Origin of the sequence: Bradyrhizobium sp., from assembly GCF_052389815.1 — a bacterium.
In the GTDB taxonomy this organism is placed as follows: domain Bacteria; phylum Pseudomonadota; class Alphaproteobacteria; order Rhizobiales; family Xanthobacteraceae; genus Bradyrhizobium.
This window is the reverse complement of the sequence record NZ_JBQTHN010000152.1, coordinates 22,520-44,940: the sequence shown is the minus strand read 5'-3', so window position 1 is coordinate 44,940 and position 22,421 is coordinate 22,520. Positions and strand designations below refer to the sequence as shown.

The following is a 22,421-nucleotide window of genomic DNA, read 5'->3' as shown; positions in this document are numbered from 1 at the left end:
ATGGCTATCGACGGCGTCAACGGCAAGACCGCCTATATCGGATCGGCGATCGTCAATCTGCGCAATCAGCTCAACGACCTGACGCAGCAGCTCGCCAGCGGCCGCGTATCGACGACCTATGCCGGTCAGGGACCCGATCGCGGCTTCGCATTGAGCCTGCGCGCGCAGATCGCGAGCATCGACGCGTTCGCGGACACCGCGGTCAACGTCAATACGCGCCTTTCCGTCGCCAACCTGGCGCTGAAGGGCATGATCGACATCGGGCAGAGCGTGAAGGCGTCGGCGGCGTCGTCCACCATCGTGCTCAACAACAACGGGCAGACCTCGGGCCAGATCACGGCGCAGGCGGCATTCGCCAACGCGGTATCGCTGCTCAACAGCCAGTCCGGCGACCGCTATCTGTTTTCCGGCCGCGCCTCCGACACGGCGGCGACCGTGCCGGCCGACGTCATGCTCTACGGCAACGGCGCGCAGGCCGGCTTGAAGCAGCTGGTCGACGAGCGGCGGCAGGCCGACCAGGGCGCCGGCAACATGGGACGCCTCACGGTGTCGTCGCCGCCGCTGACGACGACGGTGACCGCGATTGCCGAAGACGCTTCGCCGTTCGGTTTCAAGCTCGGTCCGATCACGTCGTCACTGACCGGCGCGACGGTGACGCAGGCGGCAGGCGTGCCGCCGTCGGCATCGATCGATCTCGGCGCCACCAATCCGAACGACGGCGACAAGATCACCTTCAATCTCGATCTGCCCGACGGCACCAGCGAGCAGATCACGCTCACCGCCACCACGGTCAGTCCGGCACCGGCGGGCTCGTTCCTGATCGGCGTCGATACGGTCGCGACGACGGCGAACCTGCAGGCGGCGCTGAACGCCTCGATCCAGAAGCTCGGCGACACCGCGCTGGTGGCGGCTTCCGCGATTGCCGCGTCGAAGGATTTCTTCAACCCGTCGGCCTCGATCAGCGGCAGCTCGGTCAATAACCAGGACGTCGTGCCGGCGCCGATCACCGGCAACACGGCGCTGTCGGGGGCGGCGGGAACGGATTCGTTGACGGCGGGCTTCGCCGCGGGCGACACCATCACCGTCAACGGCACCACGATTACCTTCGTGGCATCGGGAGCGACCGGCAACCAACTCAACGTCGGCGACAGCGTGCAGGCGCTGCTTGCGAAGATCGACCAGATCACGGGAACGAAGAATCCATCGACCGTCGGTGGCGGCGCCATCACACTGCACGGTGCCGACGGGCAGAGCCTGTCGGTGACGAGCTCGAATGCGGCGGCATTCGCCGCGCTCGGCTTCGGCCCGACGGTGTCGGCCAATCCGGCGCCGCTGCGCGTGGGCGGTCCTCCGTTCAGCACCGCCACCGCGCTGATCGGCGGCACGGCAGCCAACACCGTCTCGTGGTACACCGGCGAGAACGGCGCCGGTTCCGCGCGCGGCACGGCGGTCGCGCGCGTCGATCAATCGATCAACGTGCAGTATGGCGCGCGCGCCAACGAGGAAGCGCTGCGTTACCAGCTGCAGAACATCGCGGTCTATGCCGCCGTCACCACCAACACCGCCAATCCCAATGCCGGCGCGCAGGTGAACGCGCTGCAGCAGCGCATTTCGACAAATCTCGCTCCGCAAACCGGCCAGCAGTCGATCCAGGACATGCAGGCCGAATTCGCCGGCGCGCAAACCGCCATCAAGGCCGCGACCGACCGCCAGACCCAGCTAAAGGGCATGGCGCAGACGATGCTGGACTCGATCGAAGGCATCAACCAGGACGAGGTCGCGACCAAGATTCTCGCGTTGCAGACCGCGCTGCAGGCGTCGTATCAGACGACGTCATTGCTGTATCAGACAACACTGACCAAGTTCCTCCCGATCTAGTAACCGCAGGCGGCGGCCGTTCGCCAAAGCAGGAAGGCCCGCGCGAGCAGGCCTTCGCGTTCGGTGGCGATGCGAATTGGCTAGGCGGATTTGCGTCCCGCCGCCGCCTCGGGGTCTTGCAGGCTGCGTGCGCTTTCGAGCAACTGCTCCTCGTGGCCGATCAGCTTCTTGGCTTCCTTCAGTGCGTGATAGAGGTCGCCATTGAGGATGTGGTTGTTGATGCCTTCGATGAAGGGCCACGCGCTCGGCATCGTCGAGATGATGTCGCGCACGAGGCTGAAATAGGTCGGATGATGCGCCATCGGATCGGGCGACAGGTACATCAGCTGCACCGCCAGATAGACCAGCTTGGCGGGCGTGTCCGCGGTGTCGGGAGTGAGGATGTCCTTCTCGCGCAGGATCGGAATGCGGTCGCCGTCGATCAGGAGACGGGCGCGCTGGTCGCTGTTGGTAATGACGCAGGCGCCGATGATGATTCGCTCGTTTGGCTTCAGTTCGACTTTCAAGGCCATGCCTGATTCTCCATTGCCGCGCTTTTCGCGAAGGAAATGACGGCTTTTCGCGCGCCGGCGCGCGGATCCTGGCCGATGCGGCAGCAATCCTTTCCGATCATAGTTAACCAATGGTGAACGGCTGAGGCCGTAAATGGGGCTTGGCGGCCGGATTTGCGGTTTTTCTCAGTAGAATTGCGGAGAGGCACGGTCTGTCGCGGTAGATGTTGCCTTAACGGCTTTCTGCTCCGCAGCCGCGGTGAGACCGGCAAGTCGACGCTGAACATCACTGGCGTCAACTTCAATGCCGCCGGTCCCGGTCTGGCCAACCGCGTCAGCGGTACCGACTTCATCGACCACGCCGCGACCGAACGGCGGGCGAGACCCCGCCGTTTTTCGTTTTCAGATGCATCTCGCGGCGCGTGCCAATTTTTTGCGATTAAGCCGAACTCCGCCACAATTGGTAATCGGCGCTAACCATATTTAAAGTCCCTACATGTATGAAACTTGGGCAGTTTTTTTGAATCAAGCGGTCGATGCGCCGCTTCTACCGAGGTCACTGAATGTCAAACGCAGCCCAAGCCTACGCCCGCACGTCCCAAACGACCGCTTCCCCCCGCGAGATAGAGGCGCAGGCGCTGCTCAAGGCCGCGCGGCAGCTCCAGGAAGTGCAGACCAACTGGAAGGGCCCCGGCAAGGACATGGAGCATGCGTTGTTGTTCAATCGCCGCCTGTGGTCGATCTTCATGAGCGCTGCGTCCGCCGCGGAGAATCAGCAGCCGCTCGAGGTACGCCAGAACATTGCCAATATCGGCGTGTTCGTGATGAAGCAGACTGTCGATATGCAGCTCAATCCGGATCCGGCCAAGCTGAAGTCGCTGATCGACATCAACTGCAACCTAGCCGCCGGCCTGTCTGGCCGCGGCTGAGCCTCACCAGTTCGGAGCCGCCGCGATGGCTGACATGATGAGCATCCTGAGTGCCAGCTACAAGGCAGCTGGCCTCAACGTGCCGTCGAAGACGCCGTACGTGGCGGTCGATCCTGCCCTCTATGAGGGCAGCTGGACCGGCAAATATCCCGACAACAAGACGTTCACGATCAAGGTGTCGAACGTCACGGGATTCCGCGCCCAGGTGCAATACAGCTCCGGCGGCACCAACAAGTTTCAGCAAGTGCTGATCAAGGACAACGCGTTCCGGATCGGTGACACCAAGTTCTTCCTGCAGAGCAATGGCAAGGCGCAGATCAGGAACGTCGTCACCGATCCCGCGACGGGTGCCACCTATCTCGACCAGGCGTATGCGGCGCGCAACAAATAGCGCGCCCGAAAGTGGGAGCGGACTTCTCGGACTGGATCATGCGTCGACAGGCCGCCTTCAGGCGCTGCGGTCGGTCGCGCGCATCCGTGTGGGGGCGGCCTTGGTTAAATCCAGTGTGTTGAAATAGGCGCGGCGGCGCAGCACCGCCTCTTCGGGGAATTGCTTCACCACCTGGCTCGTGCGGTTGTCGACCACCTGATAGACGACGGCGGCGGCCTCGCGGTCGATTACCACCTGGTTCGACAACGAACGCGACACGACGTTGGAATTGTAGCGCACGGCAGGTCCTGGGTCGGCCGCCGTGACGGTCTGGCTCGGGGGCAGTTCGGTCGCAACTGCCTGCTCAGCCGCTTTACTGATCGGCTGAACAATTGGCGTTGCAACCGGCGCCCCCGCCGGCTTGATGCTGAAATCCGTACTCATGGCAACCCTCCTGGTGCGCCTCGAGTCAAATCCCAACCCGTCCCGGGGGGCAATATTGCAGGCCGTCTCTCAACATGCGGTTAGAAAGCGCGGTGAATCCCGCGCTGACGGCAGCGCGGGATTTTGCCTCAATTTGTAGGGATTGCGCGCGCCGCGCCTAGAGCGAGCGGCTGACCGCGAGCGGCCTGACCTGGCGCGGCGAGGGCGCGGCGCGCTGACCGGCGGCGGTGTAGGCGCTCGGCATGTTGCGGCGCTGCACCTCGGCATTGACGCCGCGCACGATGCCTTCCGAGACCGCGTGCGCGGTGGCGAGCACGGTGAGGTTGATCTGCAGCATGGCGCGGAAGGTCTCGTGATGGCGCTTCAATGAAGCGAGCAGATCGGGCGCGACCAGCTTCAGATGCGCCTGCGCAACGCGCAGCGCTTCGACCGCGGTGACGTAGCGTCCGGTCAGCGCGGACTTCTGCTTCTCCAGCATCATCGCCTCGCGGACCTTGCCGGCGCGAACCAGCCCGGTTTCCTGGTCGACGACGGCGAGCAGCTGGCTCATCACGTCCATCATCTCTTCGGCGAGCTTGCGCGCCTCCTGCGGCGTCGTGACCGGAGAGCGGGGCGCGGGCCTGGCTTGCTGTTGCTGGTTCATGTCTTGTCCCCCGAAGGTCAGCCGCGCTTCGCCTGCTGCAGGATCAGCGTGCGGAACACATCGTTGGAAATGCCGACGCCGCCGGCCCTGGCGAAGGACTTCGAGTACTCGTCCGTCAGCATCGAGCGCCACACCCCGGTGCCGGGCGTGTCGCCGAACGGGCCTTCGCCCTTGATGCCGCTGGTCATCTGCGAAAACATCGAGTTGAGGAACATCGCCTCGAAATCCCGGGCCTGGCCGCGGATCTTCTGCTGCGTCGCCTCCGGCACTTTCGTCAGCGCCTCGGCAAGCTGCGTGTCAGGGCGCTTGACCTGGAGGGGATGCGCGTAGGTGGTGATGGAGTTGATGACGCCGCCAGCCATCACATCACCTCGATGTCGGCCTGGATGGCGCCGGCGGCCTTGATCGCCTGCAGGATGCTGATCATGTCGCGCGGGCCGATGCCGAGGCCGTTGAGCCCGTCGACGAGCTGCTGCAGCGACACGCCGTCCTTCACCAGCGCGAGCTTTTTGCCGTCCTCGACGACGCCGACATTGGTGCGCGGCGTCACCACGGTCCGGCCGCGCGAGAACGGCTGGGGCTGGCTGACCTGCGGGCTTTCGGAGATCGTGACCGTGAGGTTGCCTTGCGCCACTGCCACGGTGGAGACGCGGACATCGCGTCCCATCACGATGACGCCGGAGCGTTCGTCGATCACGATGCGGGCGACGAGATCCGGGTCGACCTGCAACTGCTCGATCTCGGTGAGGAAGGCGACGACGTTGCCCTTGAATTCGGACGGAATCGAAAGCTGCACGGTCGAGGGATCGATCGGCTCGGCAGTCTTGATGCCGAGGAAATCGTTGACGGCGGCGGCGATGCGCTTGGCGGTGGTGAAATCGGCGTTGCGCAGCGCGAGGCGCACATTGGGCAGGCGGTTGAGCGCGAACTCGATCTCGCGCTCGATGATGGCGCCGTTGGCGATGCGCCCGACCGTCGGCACGCCGCGCACGATCTTGGCGGCCTCGCCCTCGGCCTGGAAGCCGGAGATGGCGACCGAGCCTTGGGCTACCGCATAGACGTTGCCGTCGGCGCCGAGCAGGGGGGTGACGAGCAGGGTGCCGCCGGTCAGGTTCTTGGCATCGCCCAGCGCCGAGACGGTGACGTCCATCCGCGTACCCTGGGTGCCGAACGCCGGCAAATTGCCGGTGACCATGACGGCGGCGACGTTGCCGGTGCGGATGGTGGCGCCGCGGATGTTGACGCCCATGCGCTCCAGCATCGCCTGCAGCGACTGCTTGGTGAAGGGGATGTTGTTGAGGGTGTCGCCGGTGCCGTTGAGGCCGACGACAAGGCCGTAGCCGATCAGCTGGTTCTGCCGCACGCCCTCGATGTTGGCGAGGTCCTTGATCCGCGACGTCGCGCCGGCAGGCCACGCCGACAGCGCCAGCGCGACGAACGCGCACACCGCCCAAATCAGTCTTGCCTTCCGGATGCCTTGCATCCCAACACTCCCCTCGAATTCCCTGAACGTGCGCGACACTCCCATGACGCGCCGTCCGCTCATCACCATGCGAGCGCCGTGCCACCGGCGGTCTCGGATTCAATCGGTTGATTTCGATCCAAATTCTTCGGCGAGGCGGCAACCTGATGTTCACGCCAAGCGAAGCGAAACTGCCGTGTGCGGCAGTTTTTGCCCACCTGTTTACGGCTCGTTAACCATAACGAGGCGATGGTCATGGCAGGGCTTCTGGCTGGGGCAGCACCATCATGCGCATCTACGGATCGAACGGCACGACGCTGGGCACGCCGGCGAACAATGCGCGGCGCACCTCGTCCACCGGCTTCTCGCTGCCCGATGCGGCCGCCGCCCCCGAGACGCGCTCGGCGGCGCCGCCGAAAGCCGCCGCCAATATCGACGCGCTGCTGGCGCTGCAGGGCGTCGAGGAGGATCCGGTCGAGCGCCGCAAGCGCTCGGTCGCCCGCGGCCGCGGCGCGCTCGACGTGCTCGACGATCTCAAGATCGGGCTGCTCTCCGGCAATCTCGATGCGTCCACCGTGAGCCGGCTGCGCGATGCCGCCGCCAGCCTGAAATCGTCCTCCGGCGATCCCGGCCTCGACGCGGTGCTTTCGCAGATCGAACTCCGCGTCGAGGTCGAGCTCGCCAAGGCGGGGCGGGTGTAGGTTCAATCGCGCTGCATCCTCGTCGTGTCATCGCCCGCGAATGCGGGCGATCCAGTATTCCAGAGACGCCAGTGCTTGAGCCGGGAAGCTGCGGCGTACTGGATGGCCCGCTTGAAGCGGGCCATGACACCGAATGTGTGGCGCCGGCTCGCCTCCCTCACGCCGCCTTCGCATTCTTTTGCGCGTCGTAGCGGCGTTGCGCGGCCAGCACTTCTTTCAGGTAACGCTCGGCCCAGTCGCGCAGGTGGTCGACGGCGGTGGCGAGCGTTGTGCCGAGCGGGGTGATGGAATATTCGACCGTTACCGGAACGGTGGGAATCGCGCGGCGGCGGATCAGCCCGTCGCGCTCCAGCGACTTCAACACCTGGCTCAGCATCTTCTGCGAGATGCCTTCAATGGTACGGCGTAACGCGTTGAAGCGCATGGGCTCGTCGCGGACGAGAAGCAGGATGAGCACCGCCCATTTGTCGCCGATGCGATCGAGGATCTGCCGCGTCGGGCAATCGGCCGAATAGGCGTCGGGTTTCATGGCGGTTACTCCGGCGTTAGCTGGTGAGGTTGAAGTGCTCTCTTAACATCTACTCTCTTCCCGCTATCTAGTCACCATTGGAAACCGAACTCAATCCCAATGGAGACATCACATGAAGATCGCCGTCGTCGGCGCCTCCGGCAATGCCGGCTCGCGCATCACAGCCGAACTCGCGCGCCGCGGCCACGCCGTCACCGCCATCGCCCGCAACCCCGAGAAGATCGCCAAGGCCGCCAATGTCCTCCCGACCACGGGCGATGCGTCGGATCAGGCGGGTCTCACTCAACTCCTGAAGGGCCATGACGCCGCCATCTCTTCCATCCACTTCCTGGCCAGCGATCCCGCGAAGCTGATCGGCGCCGCGAAAGCCTCCGGCGTTCCCCGCTACCTCGTGGTCGGCGGCGCCGGCAGCCTCGAGGTCGCCCCCGGCGTGCGGCTGGTGACGACCCCCAATTTCCCGGCCCAGTACAAGGCGGAAGCCGAGAAGGGCGCAGCCTTCCTCGATCTGCTCCGCCAGGAGAAGGAACTGAACTGGACCTTCATCTCGCCCTCGGCCCTGTTCGCCCCAGGCGAGCGAACCGGCAAGTTCCGCTTGGGAACCGACCAGCTGCTGACCGGCACCGACGGCAAGAGCTGGATCAGCTTCGAGGATTATGCCGTGGCGTTGGCTGACGAGATCGAGAAGCCGGCCCATATCAGGCAGCGTTTCACGGTCGGCTACTAGGGTATTCAGAGGGGCCGGAGACGGCCCCTCCCAGCCGCACCCGGCCGGAACGGATAAACTTGCCTGTGCAAGGCCTTGGGGGCGGTCCGCGTTTGGCCCGACATCATATTGTGTGTGACATGGCGGCGCTATATAAGGCGGCCCGCGGACGGAACTACGCCCGCCAAACGAGATGGGCTGCCCTTGGAAAAGTTGAAAAACTACCGGCCTTCCGAAAAAGAGCCTTTCATGAACGACCGGCAGAAGGAGTACTTCCGGGCCAAGCTGCTGGCCTGGAAGGACGAGATCCTGCGCGAGTCGAAATTGACCCTGCAGGCGCTGCAGGAGGAGAACGTCAACCACCCGGATCTCGCCGACCGCGCCTCCTCGGAGACCGACCGTGCCATCGAGCTCCGCGCCCGCGACCGCCAGCGCAAGCTGATCTCCAAGATCGACGCGGCGCTGCAGCGCATCGAGGACAACACCTACGGCTATTGCGAGGAGACCGGCGAGCCGATCTCGCTGAAGCGCCTCGAAGCCCGCCCGATCGCGACGCTTTCCGTGGAAGCCCAGGAGCGCCACGAGAAGCGCGAGAAGGTGTATAGGGACGAGTAGGTGACCGATCCTCATCCCGAGGAGCGCGAAGCGCGTCTCGAGGGATGAAGGCCCTACTGCGGCCTCATGGTTCTCCAGGCGATGCGAAGCATCGTCCGGAATGCGCTTCGCGCTCCTCACCATGAGGGGATACAATGTGCGGCCCGACACACCGAAGAGGAGCCGCCGATGGATAAAATTCTCGCGGCCGCCAAGTTCATCGCCTCTCGCCGCCGCAGCCGTGCGCAGCTCGACGCGCTGCCGGCCGATATCGCTCCCAGGGACGAAGCCGAAGGCTACAAGGTGCAGCGCGCGCTGCACGACCTCATGCGGCCGCAAGTAGGTAGCCTCGTCGGCTACAAGATCGGCTGCACCAGCAAGGTGATGCAGGAATATCTCGCCATCCCGCACCCTTGCGGCGGCGGCGTGTTCGAGAAGGGCGTGCATGACAGCGGCGTGAAGCTTGGCGCGTCCGACTACGTCCGCGTCGGCGTCGAATGCGAGATCGCGGTGAAGCTGGCGCGCGACCTGCTGCCGACCGAGCAGCCCTTCACGGCGGAATGGATGCACGAGGCGGTGGAGGCCTATTATCCCGCGATCGAGATCGTCGACGACCGCTACGTGAAATGGGAGACGCTGGGCGCGCCGACGCTCATCGCCGACGATTTCTTCGCCGCCGGTTGCGTGCTGGGCCAGCCTGTGCCCCGCGCGAGCGCGCCGGACCTGCTGAAGGTCAAGGGCCGCGCCGTCGTCAACGGCAAGGAGGAGGGCCGCGGCACCGGCGCCGACGTGCTCGGCCATCCCCATCATGCGCTCGCCTGGCTCGCCAATCATCTCGCCGCCGAAGGCAGGGGCCTGCATGCCGGCCAGCTCGTGCTGACGGGGAGTCTGGTGAAGACGGTGTGGCTCAACGCCGGCGACCATGTGCGGATGGAGCTAGAGGGGCTCGGCGAAGTGGAGGCGACGCTTTCGTGATGCCGTAGATGGGGCAAAGGCGCGAAGCGCCGTGCCCACCTGTCTTGCGCCGTGCTCGCGAAGGTGGGCACGCTTGCGCTTTGCCCACCCTACGGTACGGGGCGAGGTGGAGGCGACGTTTTCGTGAGGGGTGTTCGCGATAGCGCAGCGGTAAATCGTCATCCCGCGAAAGCGGGTATCCAGTACGCCGAGACCTCTCGGTTCACTCACTGACGCCTCTTGAATACTGGATCGCCCGCCGGAGCCTGTCATCGGGCGCGCATTCGCGCGACCCGTTGGCGGGCGACGACACCGCCGCGCGCATCATTTCGATTTGATCGTCAAACATCAGAGAGACATGCAGAAACATTCCCGCGGCGCGTTGCGTCCGGGGTTTGCCTGCGTTTTCGCCCCCTGGAAGACAGAGGACGCAGGGAAAGCCGGGCGCCGACTGCGCCCGCATCGCCGTGTGCGGTGGGTAGCAAAGGAATGCACACGGGTTTGACAGGTACAGCCAGGACATCCCGGCTTTCCCCGCGCAATGGTTTACGGCTTATACGTACTCTCCCCGGGGAACGGCCTTTCTTGCCCCCGTTGCCCCGCCAGCACAGGCCGGCGGGGATGGACGCCAGGGTCGCGGCGCCAGGACCACACGATTTCGCCGTACGCCGCCGCGTTTCGCCTGGCAGGAATGACCCCGCCTGACGCAGCAAGCGTCCACCGCAACCCGCGCCAACGTGCCGTGACGATCATGATACGTCCCTCCGTAGCGGCGCGGGGTGAGGTGGTTATGGCAGGGAAATCGTTTCTGGTAAAGAGAATATTTCGGATATCACGATGTTGTGATAATCGGAAGTTATGGGCTAGACGACGAGCCCGCGTCGGTTCTCCGCGTCTAGCCTTCGTTGGCGGGCTTACGAGGCGCTTCGCTGACGCCGGCCACACGGCCTTCATCGAGAGCGACAATATCAATCTCGTCGCCTTCCTTGAGTTTGAGCCGATCGATCAGTGACTCGGGAAGCAACACCGCAAGGTCGTCATCCCACTTGAAAACCCGCATGAACCGCTCCGATCTCTACAATTTCTGATATTATCATGGACGTGGGCCATGCGCGATCTGTTCATGGGAAGTAGTTGTAAAGATTGTATTTTTCGAGTAGCGATTGTTGCGGCGAGAATCGTTGATGCGCCGGGGACTCAATTTGGCGACGAAAACAATTGCGAGCGCAGTTTCAGAGTTTGGAGCCAGCGCAAAGGCAAAGCTGAGCAACATTGCGATCAGCGGTGCGCCGGAAGACCAACTGCGCGGACCCCTTGAAATTCTGTTGCATGATCTGGCCGAAATCGCGGGTTTGCCGGCGAAGGCCGTCCATCTCGTTGGTGAGACTACTCTGGTGCATCTCAAGACGCGCCCCGACTATGCCGTAACTGTCAGCAATGCTCTCGTCGGCTTTGTCGAGGTCAAGGCGCCCGGCAAGGGAGCCGATCCGCGCAAGTTCTCCGATCCTCACGATAAGGATCAGTGGGACAAACTGAAGTCGCTTCCTAATCTGCTCTATACTGATGGCAATGCCTTCAGCCTGTGGCGTGACGGCGAATTGGTCGGCAAGGTCGTTCATCTCGAAGGCGACGTCGAAACATCGGGTTCCAAGCTCATCGCGCCGGCAACGCTTGTTCCGATCATTGAAGATTTTCTCCACTGGAAGCCGATTCCGCCGAAGACGGCGAAGAAGCTCGCGGAGATTTGCGCCCGTCTCTGTCGTCTGTTGCGCGATGAGGTAGTGGAGCAAATGGGGCTCGGCAATCCCGGCCTTACCGCCCTTGCGCAAGACTGGCGGAAACTTCTCTTCCCGCAAGCTGACGACGCGCAGTTCGCAGACGGTTACGCTCAAGCAGTCACGTTCGGCCTGCTGGTCGCGCGTTCACGCGATATTTCCGTGGCGGGTGGCGTTGATCACGCCGCGCAGGAACTGCGAAAATCCAACTCGTTGATTGCGACTGCACTGAGGCTGCTCACGGACGACGTGACCAATCAGGAAGCTCTGAAGACCTCGCTGGCGACACTGGCGCGAGTGCTGGACGAAGTGAATTGGCACACTATCAGCAAGGACAAGCCGGAGGCATGGCTTTATTTCTATGAGGATTTTCTGGAGGTCTATGACAACAAACTGCGCAAGCGAACGGGTTCCTACTACACGCCGCCAGAAGTCGTGGCCGCGATGGTCAATCTCGTCGATGAGGCGTTGCGCGGCCCGCTATTCGAGCGTCCCGCTGGCTTCGCTGCTGCCGACGTCGTCGTTGCCGATCCGGCCGTAGGTACTGGTACCTTCCTGTTGGGTGTGCTCCGGCGCATCGCCTCAACGGTCTCAGACGACCAAGGGGCAGGTGCAGTGCGGGGGGCGATCGAAGCCGCTACCAAGCGCGTGATTGGTTTCGAACTTCAGTTTGGACCGTTCGCTGTGGCGCAGTTACGGATTATCGCGGAAATGCAAGCGTTGATGGTTGCTCCGAGCGCGGCAACGCTCCCGGTTCCCGATCTCCGGCTGTACATCACCGACACGCTCGGTAACCCCTTCGTCGAGGAAGAGTCACTTGGGCAGGTATACGAGCCGATTGCCAAGTCTCGCCGTGACGCAAACGCTATCAAGAAGACGCAGCCCATAACCGTTGTCATTGGAAATCCGCCATACAAGGAAAAAGCCGAAGGGCGGGGCGGTTGGATCGAGGCGGGAAGTGGTGGCAAGTTGACCGCCCCACTCGATCGCTGGAGGCCTCCGCCGGAATGGGGCGTTGGCGCACACGTCAAGCATTTGAAGAACCTCTACGTTTATTTCTGGCGGTGGGCCACATGGAAAGTGTTCGGGTCCGGTCACTACGCAGCGACCGGTTTTCCGGACAAGGATGAAGAAGGAATTGTCTGCTTCATCACGGTCGCCGGCTTTCTCAATGGTCCGGGCTTCGAAAAGATGCGCGACGACCTTCGGCGCACATGTTCCGAGATATGGGTTGTCGATTGCACGCCGGAAGGACACCAGCCAGAGGTGGCGTCTCGAATTTTTCAGGGCGTGCAGCAGCCGGTCTGTATTGTGCTCGCTGCTCGCAAGCTCGGTAAGGGCGTTGAAGAGCCCGCGAAGGTACGCTTTGTGGCATTGCCAAAGGGACGGCGAGAGGAAAAGTTCGCAGCACTCGCTGGTCTTTCTCTTCATGTGTCGGACTGGATCAACTGCCCGCCCGGTTGGCGCGATCCCTTTTTGCCATCTGCAACGGGCATTTGGGCACTATGTCCCTCACTGAAGGATTTATTTGAGTATGACGGTTCCGGCGTGATGCCCGGCCGAACCTGGGTTATTGCGCCGGATATGGATTCGCTCGAGGCGCGGTGGTTGCGGTTGGTTGCCGAAAAAGACCCCAATCAGAAAGAGTTGTTGTTTCATCCGCACCTCAGAAAGAACGAGCCTGGTGACAAGCATGTTCGAAAGGGTGTTTCCGAAGGTCTATTTGGTCATGAGGAAAGACTTGAAGCCGTGATGAGCGACAAGGGGCCATCTATTGAGCCCGTTCGTTATGGCTTTCGATTCTTAGATCGACAATGGGTTATTCCTGATGCGCGACTGATCAATCAGTCGAACCCAACTCTGTGGAAAACGAATTCGTCTAAGCAAGTTTTCCTGACTGCATTGGAAGCGCACTCGCCGTCATCCGGACCAGCCCTGACATTTACCGGCCTCATACCGGACTTGCACCACTACAAGGGTTCGTTTGGTGGTCGCGTTTACCCGCTATGGAGCGAACGCGCGGCGACAAAGTCAAACATTAAGCCTGACCTGCTGGTTTATCTCGCAACTATCTATGGGCGGCCGATAAAGGCAGAAGAACTTCTCGCCTACGTTGCTGGCGTGATGGCACACCCGGCTTTCACAAAGCGCTTCCTTTCTGATCTCGTTCAACCGGGTCTTCGTGTTCCCTTGACAGCGGACGCAAAGATGTTTGCAGAAGCCGTTGAGCTTGGTAACGAAGTCATTTGGCTTCATTCCTACGGTGAGCGCTTCACGGATGCAGGTGCGAACAGGCCGAAGCAGGCGCCGCGCCTGCCGAAGGAAGTAGCCCCTACGATTCCGAAGGGCGGTGCAATACCATCTGCACCGGAACCACTGCCCGATACAATGGTGTACGATCCGGCAAATCGACGGTTGAAGATCGGTAAGGGCTATGTCGACAATGTCACGCCTGAAATGTGGGCGTACGAGGTTTCGGGAAAGCAAGTTCTTTGGCAATGGTTCAGCTATCGCCGCCGTGACCGCAGCCGTCCCATCATTGGCGACCGGCGGCCGCCGTCGCCGTTAGACGCCATTCAACCCGACGGGTGGTTGCCGGAATACACGACTGATCTGCTCGACTTGTTACACGTCCTTGGCCGCCTGATTTTGCTGGAGCCCAAACAAGCCGACCTCTTGAACCGCATCCTTGCTGGCCCACTGCGAACTGCCGGCGAGCTTGCGGAAGCGGGGGCGCTGGCAACCGTGGAGGGTGCCTCCGCAAAGACGAAGACCAAAAGCAAGGGTTAATTCGCAATCGGTGGGGTGCGGGGACAAGTCTGCCAAATGCCTCGCCGCGCTCTGCAAAATCGATCATGATTTCACCGATTCGGCTTCCAAAGCGTGTGAAATGGCGTCTCCCCGGCAAAGCGATCTCTTTCACCTCGACGAGCAATCCGACCTGTTCGGCGAGGAAACGCCCACGCCTGAATACCGGGCTGATCCAGATTCGGTGCGTGCCGAATTGTACAAGATACTGGCCGAAGCGCGCGCGGCGAAGCAGCTGCCGTGGGAGCCGAAGACGGTCTTACTCTACCGCACCATCTTTCCGCAGATGACGAACTGGCTGCCCGATGAGGAAGGTGCCCAGTTGCGGTTTGAGTTTGAGGCGGAAATCAAGCGGCTCGAGGCGGCCTAAGCCTTTCACGTAATATTCGTCGCACCAACGCCACTGCCTCCGGCAGGGGAGCTACCGGAGGCCGCATTTCGGATACCATCATCTGATAGGCGATACGGGTTTTTGCTACCTCACCACCTCTGCGCCCGGAACGCGCACCCGCACCGGCGGGCCCATGTCGCGTTGCCAGATGGTGCCATTGTCGAACTGGAGCATCATGCCATCGGGAGAATAGACCGCGCCGACATTCCAGTTGTCGACCCAGATGCGGCTTGCCGGTGCGAAGGTGTCCGGCCAGGCGCGCGAGGGCTCGCCGAATTCGTTCACGAGACTGAGGTTGGGTCCGTTCTGCGTGATGACGGCAGGGCTGGCGGACGGCGCGCGGCAGTTTTCGACGCAGCGCCAGGCGCCGGTCAGGTTGGCGATCTGGGCCGAGGCTGCGGTTGCCGTGAAGATCGTGGCCGTGGCGGCCAGCGCCGCAAGGGCGCGTTGAGTTGGTTTCATGCATTCGCTCCACAGAAGTGACGTTGGATTGTGGCCCCTCTGGTCGAGGGTCCTTTCGTTATTCGATTGCGCGGCGTTTCGTTCCGGCTGGCTGCGTGGAACAGGCGGTTCCCTGCGTGCGCGTGGCGGATCGTGGCGTCAGTGCGTTGGTGTTGCCGCGTATTTGTTGGCCCGATGGCGCGGGCGTGCCGCCGTCGTCATCGCCCGCGAAGGCGGGCGATCCAGTATTCCAGAGACGCTTGCGACTGAGCCGAGAGGCCGCGGCGTACTGGGTCACCCGCTTGCCGCCTTCGCTAAAGCTTCGGCGGGCCTTGCACCAAACCCCGGCGAAGCCTTGGCGAAGACGGGTCGCGGGTGACGACAAGCGGATGCAAGAAACGCCACGGCCTCCGGCAGGGGAGCTACCGGAGGCCGCGTTGATACACTTCGCCACGCCTAGGTTCGCAGCGTCGTGTGGGAGCTCTTTGAAGAGTTAGAACGGCAGGATCACGTCCATCACCTGCTGGCCGTAGCGCGGCTGTTGCACGTCGGTGATCTGGCCGCGGCCGCCATAGGCGATGCGGGCCTGCGCGATCTTGCTGGAGTCGATGGTGTTGTCGCTCTGGATGTCCTCCGGGCGCACGATGCCGGCCACGATCAGCTCGCGGATCTCGAAGTTGACGCGGATCTCCTGCTTGCCCTCGACCACGAGGTTGCCGTTGGGCAGCACCTGCGTCACCACGGCGGCGACGTTGGTGGTCAGCGATTCCTGGCGGTTGACCGAGCCCTTGCCGTCGGTGGACGACGTCGAGTCCGTGGTCAGGATCTTGCCGGGGAAGATTTTCAGCGGTTGCGTCACCGTCGCCGAGCCCGCGAAGTCCGATATGCCGGAATCCTCCTTGCTGGAGCGGCTGCGCTGGGTCTGGTTGGACAGATTGGCCTTGTCGGTGATGTTGACGGTGATGGTCAGGAGGTCGCCGACGCGCGCGGCGCGCTGGTCCTTGAAGAAGGCTCTGGAGCCGTTGCGCCACAGCGAGTTGGCGTTGTAGGAGGCGACCTCGGGCTTCGGCATCGGCATCTGCACCGGCTTGTAGCCGGGCTGCGCGGTCGGGTTCTCGATCGCGTTCAGCTTCGGGCTCTCGCCGATCTGCGACAGGCGGTCGACGGCGGAGCAGCCGCCGGCGAGCGCTGACATCGCAAACAGCGCGGCGAGCCCTACGATACGGAAACCTGAAAAGCGGGACATTTACGTTACTCGGGTTTGGCCGGGATTTTCGCGCCGGCACTGGCAAGGGAGGCGGCGGCAGCGGCAGGCGCTGCGCCGAGCGAGGAGGTGCTGTCGGATACCTTGTCCTGAAGTTTGGGCTGCACGTTTGGCTGTGCGACTTCCGGGCGCGGGGCGACCGCGATGGCGACGCGGCCGCGGCCGACCACGACGGCGGAAACCGTGCGCTTGGATTGCAGGTTCATGACGTTGACGACGTCGCCCTCGGTGCCGGCCTCGAGCGCCTTGCCGAGCACGGTGAGATGAATGCCGGCGGTCTCGTAGATCAGCGTGACGCCCTGGTCGCGCTGCACGAGGTCGGGCTTGGCGACGTCGGCGCCCTTCAGCGCCTGGCCGGCGCGCATCTGGCGGCGCGCCTGCATGCCGACGGCGCGGTCGCGGGTCAGCACGTCGGGGCCGAGCTCGGCCTTCGGGCGGCGCTCCACCACGACGTCGGAGGATTTCAGCACTTCGTTGCGATCGACGCTGCGCGCCAGCACGGCGGCTTCCACGGTCTCGACCGCGGTGCCGCTGTAGCGCAGCTTGACCGGGGCAAGGCCCGCCTCGTTGGAAATCTCGAAGGTGACGTCGAAGCGGCCGTTGCGCTGATCGTAGCGCACGGCGACCGGATTGAGCGCGCCTGAATTGGCGGCATCGAGGCGGACCTCGCCGGGCGCGCGCTCGAAATTGACGCTGATGTTGGCGGCATCGCCAAGGCCGTTGCGGCGCTCCAGCGCGCGGGCCACCGCCTGCTCGATCTCACTTGCCTCGAAGCTGCGGGCCTGCCGCGTCACCGAGATTTCGCGCAGGTTCTGGGTGTCGACGCCGATCACCTGGTGGCCGCGCAGCGTCGCGATCACCTGCGCGACCGGCAGCGTGCCGGTCGTGCCGGGATCGGGCGCGCGGTAGATGGCGATCTTGCCGGCAGGGCCTGCATTGTCGATGACGTCGCCGATCCGCACGATGTCGGAGGTGACGACGACATTGGCGCGCAGGGTCGGGGTGGCGATGACCTCGGTCCTGCTTTGCGCGAACGCGCCGGAGGTCAGCGCGAACAGGGCGGCGGCGATGAGGAGGGGGCGGGCGATCATGACCGTCAATCCTCAGCGGAACATCTGGGTGGTGGCTTGCAGCATCTGGTCGGCGGCGGAGACGACCTTGGCGTTCATCTCGTAGGCGCGCTGGGCGGCGATCAGGTCGGAGATCTCGGTGACCACCTCGACGTTGGACTGCTCGAGGTTGGATTGCAGCATGTCGCCGAGGCCGTCGGTGTTGGCGATGCCGTCCTGCGGCGCGCCGGAGGCCGGCGTTTCCTGGAACAGATTGTCGCCGACGGGCTTCAGGCCGGCCTTGTTGATGAAGCGGGTGAGGCCGATCTGGCCGACCGTAGTCGGCGTGGTCGAGCCCGGCAGCATCACCGAGACCTGGCCCTGCGCGTTGATGGTGAGCCCCGAGGCATTGTTCGGGATGGTGATGGTCGGCTGCACCGGATTGCCCTGTGCATTCACGATGCGGCCCTGCGCGTCCATCATGAAGGAGCCGTCGCGGGTATAGGTATAGGTGCCGTCGGGCATCTGGATCTTGAAGAAGCCCTCGCCGCGGACGGCGACGTCGAGCTCGTTGCCGGTCGGCAGCAAGTTGCCCTGGCCCATCAGGCGCGGCGTGCCGACGGTCCTGACGCCGCCGCCGAGATCGATGCCGACGGGGAGGATGGTGCCCTGGTCGGAGGCCTGCGCGCCGACGCGGCGCACATGGTCGTAGATCAGGTCCTGGAACGCCGCGCGCTGCTTCTTGTAGCCGGTGGTGCGGAGGTTGGCGATGTTGTTGGAGATCACCTGAACGTTGAGTTCCTGTGCCGCCATGCCGGTCGCTGCGGTGATGACTGCGCGCATTGGTCTATCTCCTCATCAAGCCGGCACTTCGGCGAGCCTGTCGATCGCCGTGCGGTGCAGGTCGTGCTGCTGCTGCAGCATCGATGCGATATGCGAGTACATGCGGTTGACCTCGACCATCCGGCTCATCTCGACGATGGCATTGACGTTCGAGCGCTCGATGAAGCCCTGGTGCAGCACCGACTTGGTGTCCGGCTGCGCGGCGTTGCCCTCGCCGAGCGAATAGAGGTTGGAGCCTTCCTTGCGCAGCCGCTGCGGCTGGGTGAAGTTGACGATGCGCAGCTTGGCGCGGATCGAGTCGATGCGGTTGGTGCCTTCCAGCACCGTGATGGTGCCGTCCTGGGCGATGTTGATCTGCTTGTCGGTCTGCTGGAAGCGAATCGGGCCGTTGTTGCCGAGCACGGGATGGCCGGAGGCGTTGACCAGCTGGCCCTGGTTGTCGATCTGGAAGCCGCCGTCGCGGGTGTAGCGCTCGCCGGCCGGGGTCTGCACCACGAACATGCCGTCGCCGGCAATCGCGACGTCGAGCGGGTTCTTGGTCTGGTCGGGCGAGCCCTGCGCCAAGTCGTGCAAGGTGGCGCGGTCCATCACGTGGCTGATACGGCGGTCGCTGCCGGCGGCGAAATTGTCCTCGCGCGCGGTCGCCATCAGGTATTCCTGAAACATCGACCGGTTGGCCTTGAAGCCGTTGGTGTTCACGTTGGCGACGTTGTTGGCGATGACGTCCATCTGCCGTTCCAGCGTCACTTGTCGCGAAAGTCCGACGAGAAGCGTGTTCTCCATCGGTGGATCTCCCCTGGTGATGATCCGCCTGCCGGTTCTCCCAAACGCGGCTAGCGGACCTAAGCGAACCCTTGCTGGCTCTCCCAAGCCGCGAAGGATTCGTCCCTCACTCAGCGAAAGCCGTGCCAACTCGAAAAATGCAGGAAAGTCAGAGTCTTGGGCGTTTGACCGGGGCGATGCAGGACGGCAGAAAGGTCTTGTTGACCATGTTTGCCCGGCAGATTTTTCCTAGCTCACGGCCAAAAGAAAGAAACCGTTAACCATTATTACCCTAGCGTTGCCGCTATCAGGGCGCGCGTTTGCGCCGGCGGCATTCGTATCGCGTCACGGCCATCAGCTGGCAGCACCTTCGCGCTTCACCCGGGATAAATGGGGCGGGCGATGGCGGACAATGAACAGGAAGGCGCGGCAGCCGATGCTGCAGAGGCGCCGTCCTCCAGCAAGGGCAAGCTCAAGCTGATCATCGCCGCCGCCGGTTTCCTCGCCATCGTCGGCGGCGTCGGCGGCTGGATGCTGATGTCCAGGGGCCCCTCCGACGACAAGAAGCAGGCGCAGGCGGCGCCCTCCAAGCCGCCGTCCTATGTCGACGTGCCCGAGATCATGGTCAACCTCGTCAGCCTGCCCGGCGAGCGGGTGCAATATCTCAAGATCAAGGTCGTCCTCGAGGTCAAGGAAGACAAGCAGATCGAGGCGATCAAGCCGAGCATGCCGCGCGTTACCGACATCTTCCAGACCTACATGCGCGAGCTGCGCGCCGGCGACCTCAACGGCTCGGCCGGGCTGTTCCGCCTCAAGGAAGAGCTGACGCGCCGCGTCAACACCGCGGTGGCGCCGCAGCAGGTCAGCGCGGTGCTGTTCAAGGAAATCGTGATTCAGTAAGGGGACGGGGACCTCCAAGCCATGGCTGGCAACGACCAAATGGACCAGGACGCCATTGCCGCACAATGGGAAGCGTCCATGGCCAACGAGGACCCCGCCGAGGCCGAAAAGGCCGCAGCCGCCAATGAAATCTCGGGCACCATGGCGCTGCAATGGGCGGCCATGGTCGAGGACGGCAGCCGCGACTTCGGCAACGCCAAGAATTCCGGCGAGCGCGTGCTCTCGCAGGAGGAAATCGACAACCTGCTCGGCTTCACCGCGGGCGAGGTCAATCTCGACGACCATTCCGGCATCCGCGCCATCATCGACTCCGCGATGGTGTCCTATGAGCGCCTGCCGATGCTGGAAATCGTCTTCGACCGCCTGGTGCGGCTGCTGACGACCAGCTTGCGCAATTTCACCTCCGACAACGTCGAAGTCTCGCTCGACCGCATCACCTCGGTGCGCTTCGGCGACTACATGAACTCCATACCGCTGCCCGCCGTGCTCTGCGTCTTCAAGGCGGAGGAGTGGGAGAACTTCGGGCTGGCCACCGTCGATTCCAGCCTGATCTATTCCATCATCGACGTGCTGCTCGGCGGTCGCCGCGGCCAGACCTCGCTGCGCATCGAGGGCCGGCCGTACACGACGATCGAGACCAACCTGGTGAAGCGGCTGATCGAGGTCGTGCTGGCGGATGCCGAGCACGCGTTCCGGCCGCTGTCGCCGGTCACCTTCGCCATCGACCGCCTGGAGACCAACCCGCGCTTTGCCGCTATCAGCCGGCCGGCGAACGCCGCGATCCTGGTGCGGCTGCGCATCGACATGGAAGAGCGCGGCGGCAACATCGAGCTGCTGCTGCCCTACGCGACCATCGAGCCGATCCGCAACGTGCTGTTGCAGATGTTCATGGGCGAAAAGTTCGGCCGCGACCCGATCTGGGAAGGGCACTTCGCCACCGAGGTCTCGCAGGCCGAGATTTCCGTGGATGCGGTGCTGTACGAGGCCGACATTCCCCTGAAGCAGCTGATGGGGCTGAAGATCGGCGACACCCTGCCGCTGGAGATGAAGGCCGATGCGCTCGTTACCGTGCGCTGCGGCGACGTCACGCTGACCGAGGGGCGGATGGGCCGGGTCGGCGACCGCGTCGCGATCCGCGTCACCAAGCAATTGCGCAAACCGAAGACCACGCTCGCCATGTTCGAGAGAGCCGACGAGCAAACCAAGATGCTGGAGGCCCAATGAGCCATATCCTCGGAATAGCCATCGAGAGCCTGGTGGCGGTGCTGCTGCTGCTCACCATCGGCTACTGCATGCTGCTCAACAAGCGCCTGCAGCGGCTGAAGGCCGACGAGCACTCGCTGAAGGCGACGATCGGCGAGCTGATCACCGCCACCGAGATCGCCGAGCGCGCGATCGGCGGGCTCAAGCATACCGTGCGCGACGTCAACGAGAATCTCGGCAGCCAGCTCGCCACCGCAACGCAGATGTCGGCGCATCTCAAGCACCAGCTGGCGGAGGGCGATGCGGTGATCCGCCGCCTCTCCAAGATCGCCTTCGCCGCGCGGCCGCCCTCGTCCGAGCGGCGCGAGGAAGCCGCGTCCGCGCCGGCGCCGCGGACGTCGACCGCAAGGGCGGTCGCCGAGGCGGCGCAGGCCTTCTCCGAACGCCAAAGGGCTAGTGGCCTCGCCGCATGAAGTCGTTCCGCGACATCCGCGTCATTCCGGTCGTGCTGGTCGCGATCCTCGGCCTCGTCGTGCTGAAGGTGGCCGGCCTCGTGATCGACGGCGGTTATGTGTTCGATTACCAGGCGAGCGCCGGGCAGCCCAAACAGGCATCCTGGGCGCAGGAGATGCTGAACTATCCAGGCGGCCCGAAGGGCGATCCGGCCGATATCACGGGCTCCGCGGCGAAAAAGGAAGAGCCGCCGAAACCGGTGGCGCCCGCGACCGAGCCGGCCAAGCCGGACGGGAAGGTGGTGTTTCCCGATCAGAGCCCGAGGGTGTCGGAATCCGAGCGCGCCATCCTGGAACGGCTGCAGTCGCGCCGCCAGGAACTGGAGCAGCGCGCCCGCGAGATCGAAATCCGCGAGAGCCTGCTCAAGGCCGCCGAGAAGCGGATCGAGAGCAAGGTCGAGGAGATGAAGGGCCTCGAGGGTAAGGCCGCTGCCGCCGCCGGCCAGCGCAACGAGCAGGAGGCGACCCGCTTCAAGGGCATCATCACGATGTACGAGGGCATGAAGCCGAAGGACGCGGCCAAGGTGTTCGATCGCCTCGAGATGAGCGTGCTGATCGAGATCGCCTCGCAGATCGCCCCGCGCAAGATGAGCGACATCATGGGCCTGATGCAGCCGGAGGCCGCCGAGCGGCTCACCGTCGAGCTCGCCCGCCGTGCCGGAGGCCTCGACAAGCAGGCGGCCGAATTGCCCAAGATCGAGGGCAGGATGCTGAACCAGAAAACCAATTAACGCGCATAATTAACAGACCCTTAAGCCCGCCAATCCTACAGTCG

26 protein-coding genes are annotated in these 22,421 nt (G+C 63.7%); 13 read left to right on the top strand and 13 right to left on the bottom strand.

Going from position 1 to position 22,421, the window contains the following annotated elements:
* Nucleotides 1-1,878: a flagellar protein gene (locus ACT4OC_RS23710; protein ID WP_444841469.1), complete on the top strand. Its 1,878-nt coding sequence runs from the start codon at nt 1-3 to the stop codon at nt 1,876-1,878.
* 80 nt (nt 1,879-1,958) lie between these two features.
* On the opposite strand, the gene flbT is transcribed toward ACT4OC_RS23710, so the two are convergent.
* A complete protein-coding gene (gene flbT / locus ACT4OC_RS23705) occupies nt 1,959-2,390 on the bottom strand; it encodes a flagellar biosynthesis repressor FlbT (RefSeq protein WP_444841468.1) in 432 nt (143 codons plus the stop codon).
* Nucleotides 2,391-2,932: 542 nt separating this feature from the next.
* Here flbT and flaF point away from each other — a divergent pair.
* Together flaF and ACT4OC_RS23695 are read left to right on the top strand one after the other, a co-directional pair.
* Nucleotides 2,933-3,298 carry a flagellar biosynthesis regulator FlaF gene (gene flaF, locus ACT4OC_RS23700; protein WP_444841467.1) on the top strand — a complete coding sequence of 122 codons (366 nt, stop codon included), beginning with the start codon at nt 2,933-2,935 and terminating at the stop codon, nt 3,296-3,298.
* Between the two features lie 25 nt (nt 3,299-3,323).
* Nucleotides 3,324-3,689 carry a hypothetical protein gene (locus ACT4OC_RS23695; RefSeq protein ID WP_444841466.1) on the top strand — a complete coding sequence of 122 codons (366 nt, stop codon included), beginning with the start codon at nt 3,324-3,326 and terminating at the stop codon, nt 3,687-3,689.
* 57 nt (nt 3,690-3,746) lie between these two features.
* On the opposite strand, the gene ACT4OC_RS23690 is transcribed toward ACT4OC_RS23695, so the two are convergent.
* From ACT4OC_RS23690 to ACT4OC_RS23670, 5 genes are all read right to left on the bottom strand, one after another.
* Complete coding sequence (locus tag ACT4OC_RS23690) at nt 3,747-4,112, bottom strand: hypothetical protein (protein WP_444841465.1); 366 nt, start codon at nt 4,110-4,112, stop codon at nt 3,747-3,749.
* Nucleotides 4,113-4,269: 157 nt separating this feature from the next.
* Nucleotides 4,270-4,755 carry a hypothetical protein gene (locus tag ACT4OC_RS23685; protein ID WP_444841464.1) on the bottom strand — a complete coding sequence of 162 codons (486 nt, stop codon included), beginning with the start codon at nt 4,753-4,755 and terminating at the stop codon, nt 4,270-4,272.
* Nucleotides 4,756-4,772: 17 nt separating this feature from the next.
* Entirely contained in the window at nt 4,773-5,117 is a 345-nt protein-coding gene (gene flgJ / locus ACT4OC_RS23680) for a flagellar assembly peptidoglycan hydrolase FlgJ (protein ID WP_444841463.1), read from the bottom strand.
* A complete protein-coding gene (locus ACT4OC_RS23675) occupies nt 5,117-6,238 on the bottom strand; it encodes a flagellar basal body P-ring protein FlgI (RefSeq protein ID WP_444841462.1) in 1,122 nt (373 codons plus the stop codon). The genes flgJ and ACT4OC_RS23675 overlap by 1 nt, the downstream gene beginning before the upstream one ends.
* Before the next feature lie 62 nt (nt 6,239-6,300).
* Nucleotides 6,301-6,474, bottom strand: a complete 174-nt coding sequence (locus ACT4OC_RS23670; RefSeq protein WP_444841461.1) for a hypothetical protein — start codon at nt 6,472-6,474, stop codon at nt 6,301-6,303.
* 30 nt (nt 6,475-6,504) lie between these two features.
* Between ACT4OC_RS23670 and ACT4OC_RS23665 the strand changes: the two genes are divergently transcribed.
* A complete protein-coding gene (locus ACT4OC_RS23665; protein ID WP_444841460.1) occupies nt 6,505-6,918 on the top strand; it encodes a flagellar assembly protein FliX in 414 nt (137 codons plus the stop codon).
* Nucleotides 6,919-7,075: 157 nt separating this feature from the next.
* Here ACT4OC_RS23665 and ACT4OC_RS23660 read toward each other — a convergent pair whose 3' ends face one another.
* On the bottom strand, nt 7,076-7,447 hold the full coding sequence (locus ACT4OC_RS23660; RefSeq protein ID WP_444841459.1) for a winged helix-turn-helix transcriptional regulator: 372 nt from the start codon (nt 7,445-7,447) through the stop codon (nt 7,076-7,078).
* A 112-nt stretch (nt 7,448-7,559) separates the two neighbouring features.
* Here ACT4OC_RS23660 and ACT4OC_RS23655 point away from each other — a divergent pair, with 112 nt between their 5' ends.
* From ACT4OC_RS23655 to ACT4OC_RS23645, 3 genes are all read left to right on the top strand, one after another.
* Entirely contained in the window at nt 7,560-8,171 is a 612-nt protein-coding gene (locus tag ACT4OC_RS23655; RefSeq protein WP_444841458.1) for an NAD(P)-dependent oxidoreductase, read from the top strand.
* Between the two features lie 228 nt (nt 8,172-8,399).
* The gene (gene dksA, locus ACT4OC_RS23650; protein WP_444841457.1) at nt 8,400-8,765 is read left to right on the top strand and encodes an RNA polymerase-binding protein DksA; all 366 of its coding nucleotides are present in this window, start codon (nt 8,400-8,402) and stop codon (nt 8,763-8,765) included.
* Nucleotides 8,766-8,933: 168 nt separating this feature from the next.
* Nucleotides 8,934-9,719, top strand: coding sequence for a 2-keto-4-pentenoate hydratase (locus ACT4OC_RS23645; RefSeq protein WP_444841456.1), 786 nt, complete (start codon nt 8,934-8,936; stop codon nt 9,717-9,719).
* 874 nt (nt 9,720-10,593) lie between these two features.
* On the opposite strand, the gene ACT4OC_RS23640 is transcribed toward ACT4OC_RS23645, so the two are convergent.
* Nucleotides 10,594-10,758 (bottom strand): AbrB/MazE/SpoVT family DNA-binding domain-containing protein, encoded by a 165-nt coding sequence (locus ACT4OC_RS23640; protein WP_444841455.1) that lies wholly within the window; start codon nt 10,756-10,758, stop codon nt 10,594-10,596.
* Between the two features lie 124 nt (nt 10,759-10,882).
* Here ACT4OC_RS23640 and ACT4OC_RS23635 point away from each other — a divergent pair, with 124 nt between their 5' ends.
* Both ACT4OC_RS23635 and ACT4OC_RS23630 read left to right on the top strand, forming a co-directional pair.
* Nucleotides 10,883-14,263 carry a type ISP restriction/modification enzyme gene (locus ACT4OC_RS23635; protein ID WP_444841454.1) on the top strand — a complete coding sequence of 1,127 codons (3,381 nt, stop codon included), beginning with the start codon at nt 10,883-10,885 and terminating at the stop codon, nt 14,261-14,263.
* Between the two features lie 100 nt (nt 14,264-14,363).
* Nucleotides 14,364-14,651, top strand: coding sequence for a hypothetical protein (locus ACT4OC_RS23630; protein ID WP_444841453.1), 288 nt, complete (start codon nt 14,364-14,366; stop codon nt 14,649-14,651).
* 105 nt (nt 14,652-14,756) lie between these two features.
* Here the strand turns inward: ACT4OC_RS23630 and ACT4OC_RS23625 are convergent, their stop codons facing one another.
* The 5 genes from ACT4OC_RS23625 to flgF form a co-directional block, all read right to left on the bottom strand.
* Entirely contained in the window at nt 14,757-15,134 is a 378-nt protein-coding gene (locus ACT4OC_RS23625) for a hypothetical protein (RefSeq protein ID WP_444841452.1), read from the bottom strand.
* 472 nt (nt 15,135-15,606) lie between these two features.
* Complete coding sequence (flgH, locus tag ACT4OC_RS23620; RefSeq protein WP_444841451.1) at nt 15,607-16,359, bottom strand: flagellar basal body L-ring protein FlgH; 753 nt, start codon at nt 16,357-16,359, stop codon at nt 15,607-15,609.
* Between the two features lie 5 nt (nt 16,360-16,364).
* Nucleotides 16,365-17,468, bottom strand: a complete 1,104-nt coding sequence (gene flgA, locus ACT4OC_RS23615) for a flagellar basal body P-ring formation chaperone FlgA (RefSeq protein ID WP_444841450.1) — start codon at nt 17,466-17,468, stop codon at nt 16,365-16,367.
* A 12-nt stretch (nt 17,469-17,480) separates the two neighbouring features.
* Complete coding sequence (gene flgG, locus ACT4OC_RS23610; protein WP_444841449.1) at nt 17,481-18,269, bottom strand: flagellar basal-body rod protein FlgG; 789 nt, start codon at nt 18,267-18,269, stop codon at nt 17,481-17,483.
* Between the two features lie 15 nt (nt 18,270-18,284).
* Nucleotides 18,285-19,052, bottom strand: a complete 768-nt coding sequence (gene flgF / locus ACT4OC_RS23605; protein ID WP_444841448.1) for a flagellar basal-body rod protein FlgF — start codon at nt 19,050-19,052, stop codon at nt 18,285-18,287.
* A 381-nt stretch (nt 19,053-19,433) separates the two neighbouring features.
* On the opposite strand from flgF, the gene fliL reads away from it, so the two are divergent.
* From fliL to ACT4OC_RS23585, 4 genes are read left to right on the top strand one after another with little or no spacing between them, the layout of a single operon-like run.
* The gene (gene fliL / locus ACT4OC_RS23600) at nt 19,434-19,931 is read left to right on the top strand and encodes a flagellar basal body-associated protein FliL (protein ID WP_444841447.1); all 498 of its coding nucleotides are present in this window, start codon (nt 19,434-19,436) and stop codon (nt 19,929-19,931) included.
* 21 nt (nt 19,932-19,952) lie between these two features.
* Nucleotides 19,953-21,155 (top strand): flagellar motor switch protein FliM, encoded by a 1,203-nt coding sequence (gene fliM, locus ACT4OC_RS23595; protein WP_444841446.1) that lies wholly within the window; start codon nt 19,953-19,955, stop codon nt 21,153-21,155.
* On the top strand, nt 21,152-21,607 hold the full coding sequence (locus ACT4OC_RS23590) for a DUF6468 domain-containing protein (protein WP_444841445.1): 456 nt from the start codon (nt 21,152-21,154) through the stop codon (nt 21,605-21,607). The genes fliM and ACT4OC_RS23590 overlap by 4 nt, the downstream gene beginning before the upstream one ends.
* On the top strand, nt 21,604-22,377 hold the full coding sequence (locus ACT4OC_RS23585; RefSeq protein ID WP_444841444.1) for a MotE family protein: 774 nt from the start codon (nt 21,604-21,606) through the stop codon (nt 22,375-22,377). Before ACT4OC_RS23590 ends, ACT4OC_RS23585 begins: the two co-directional genes overlap by 4 nt.
* The last annotated feature ends 44 nt before the right edge of the window (nt 22,378-22,421 follow it).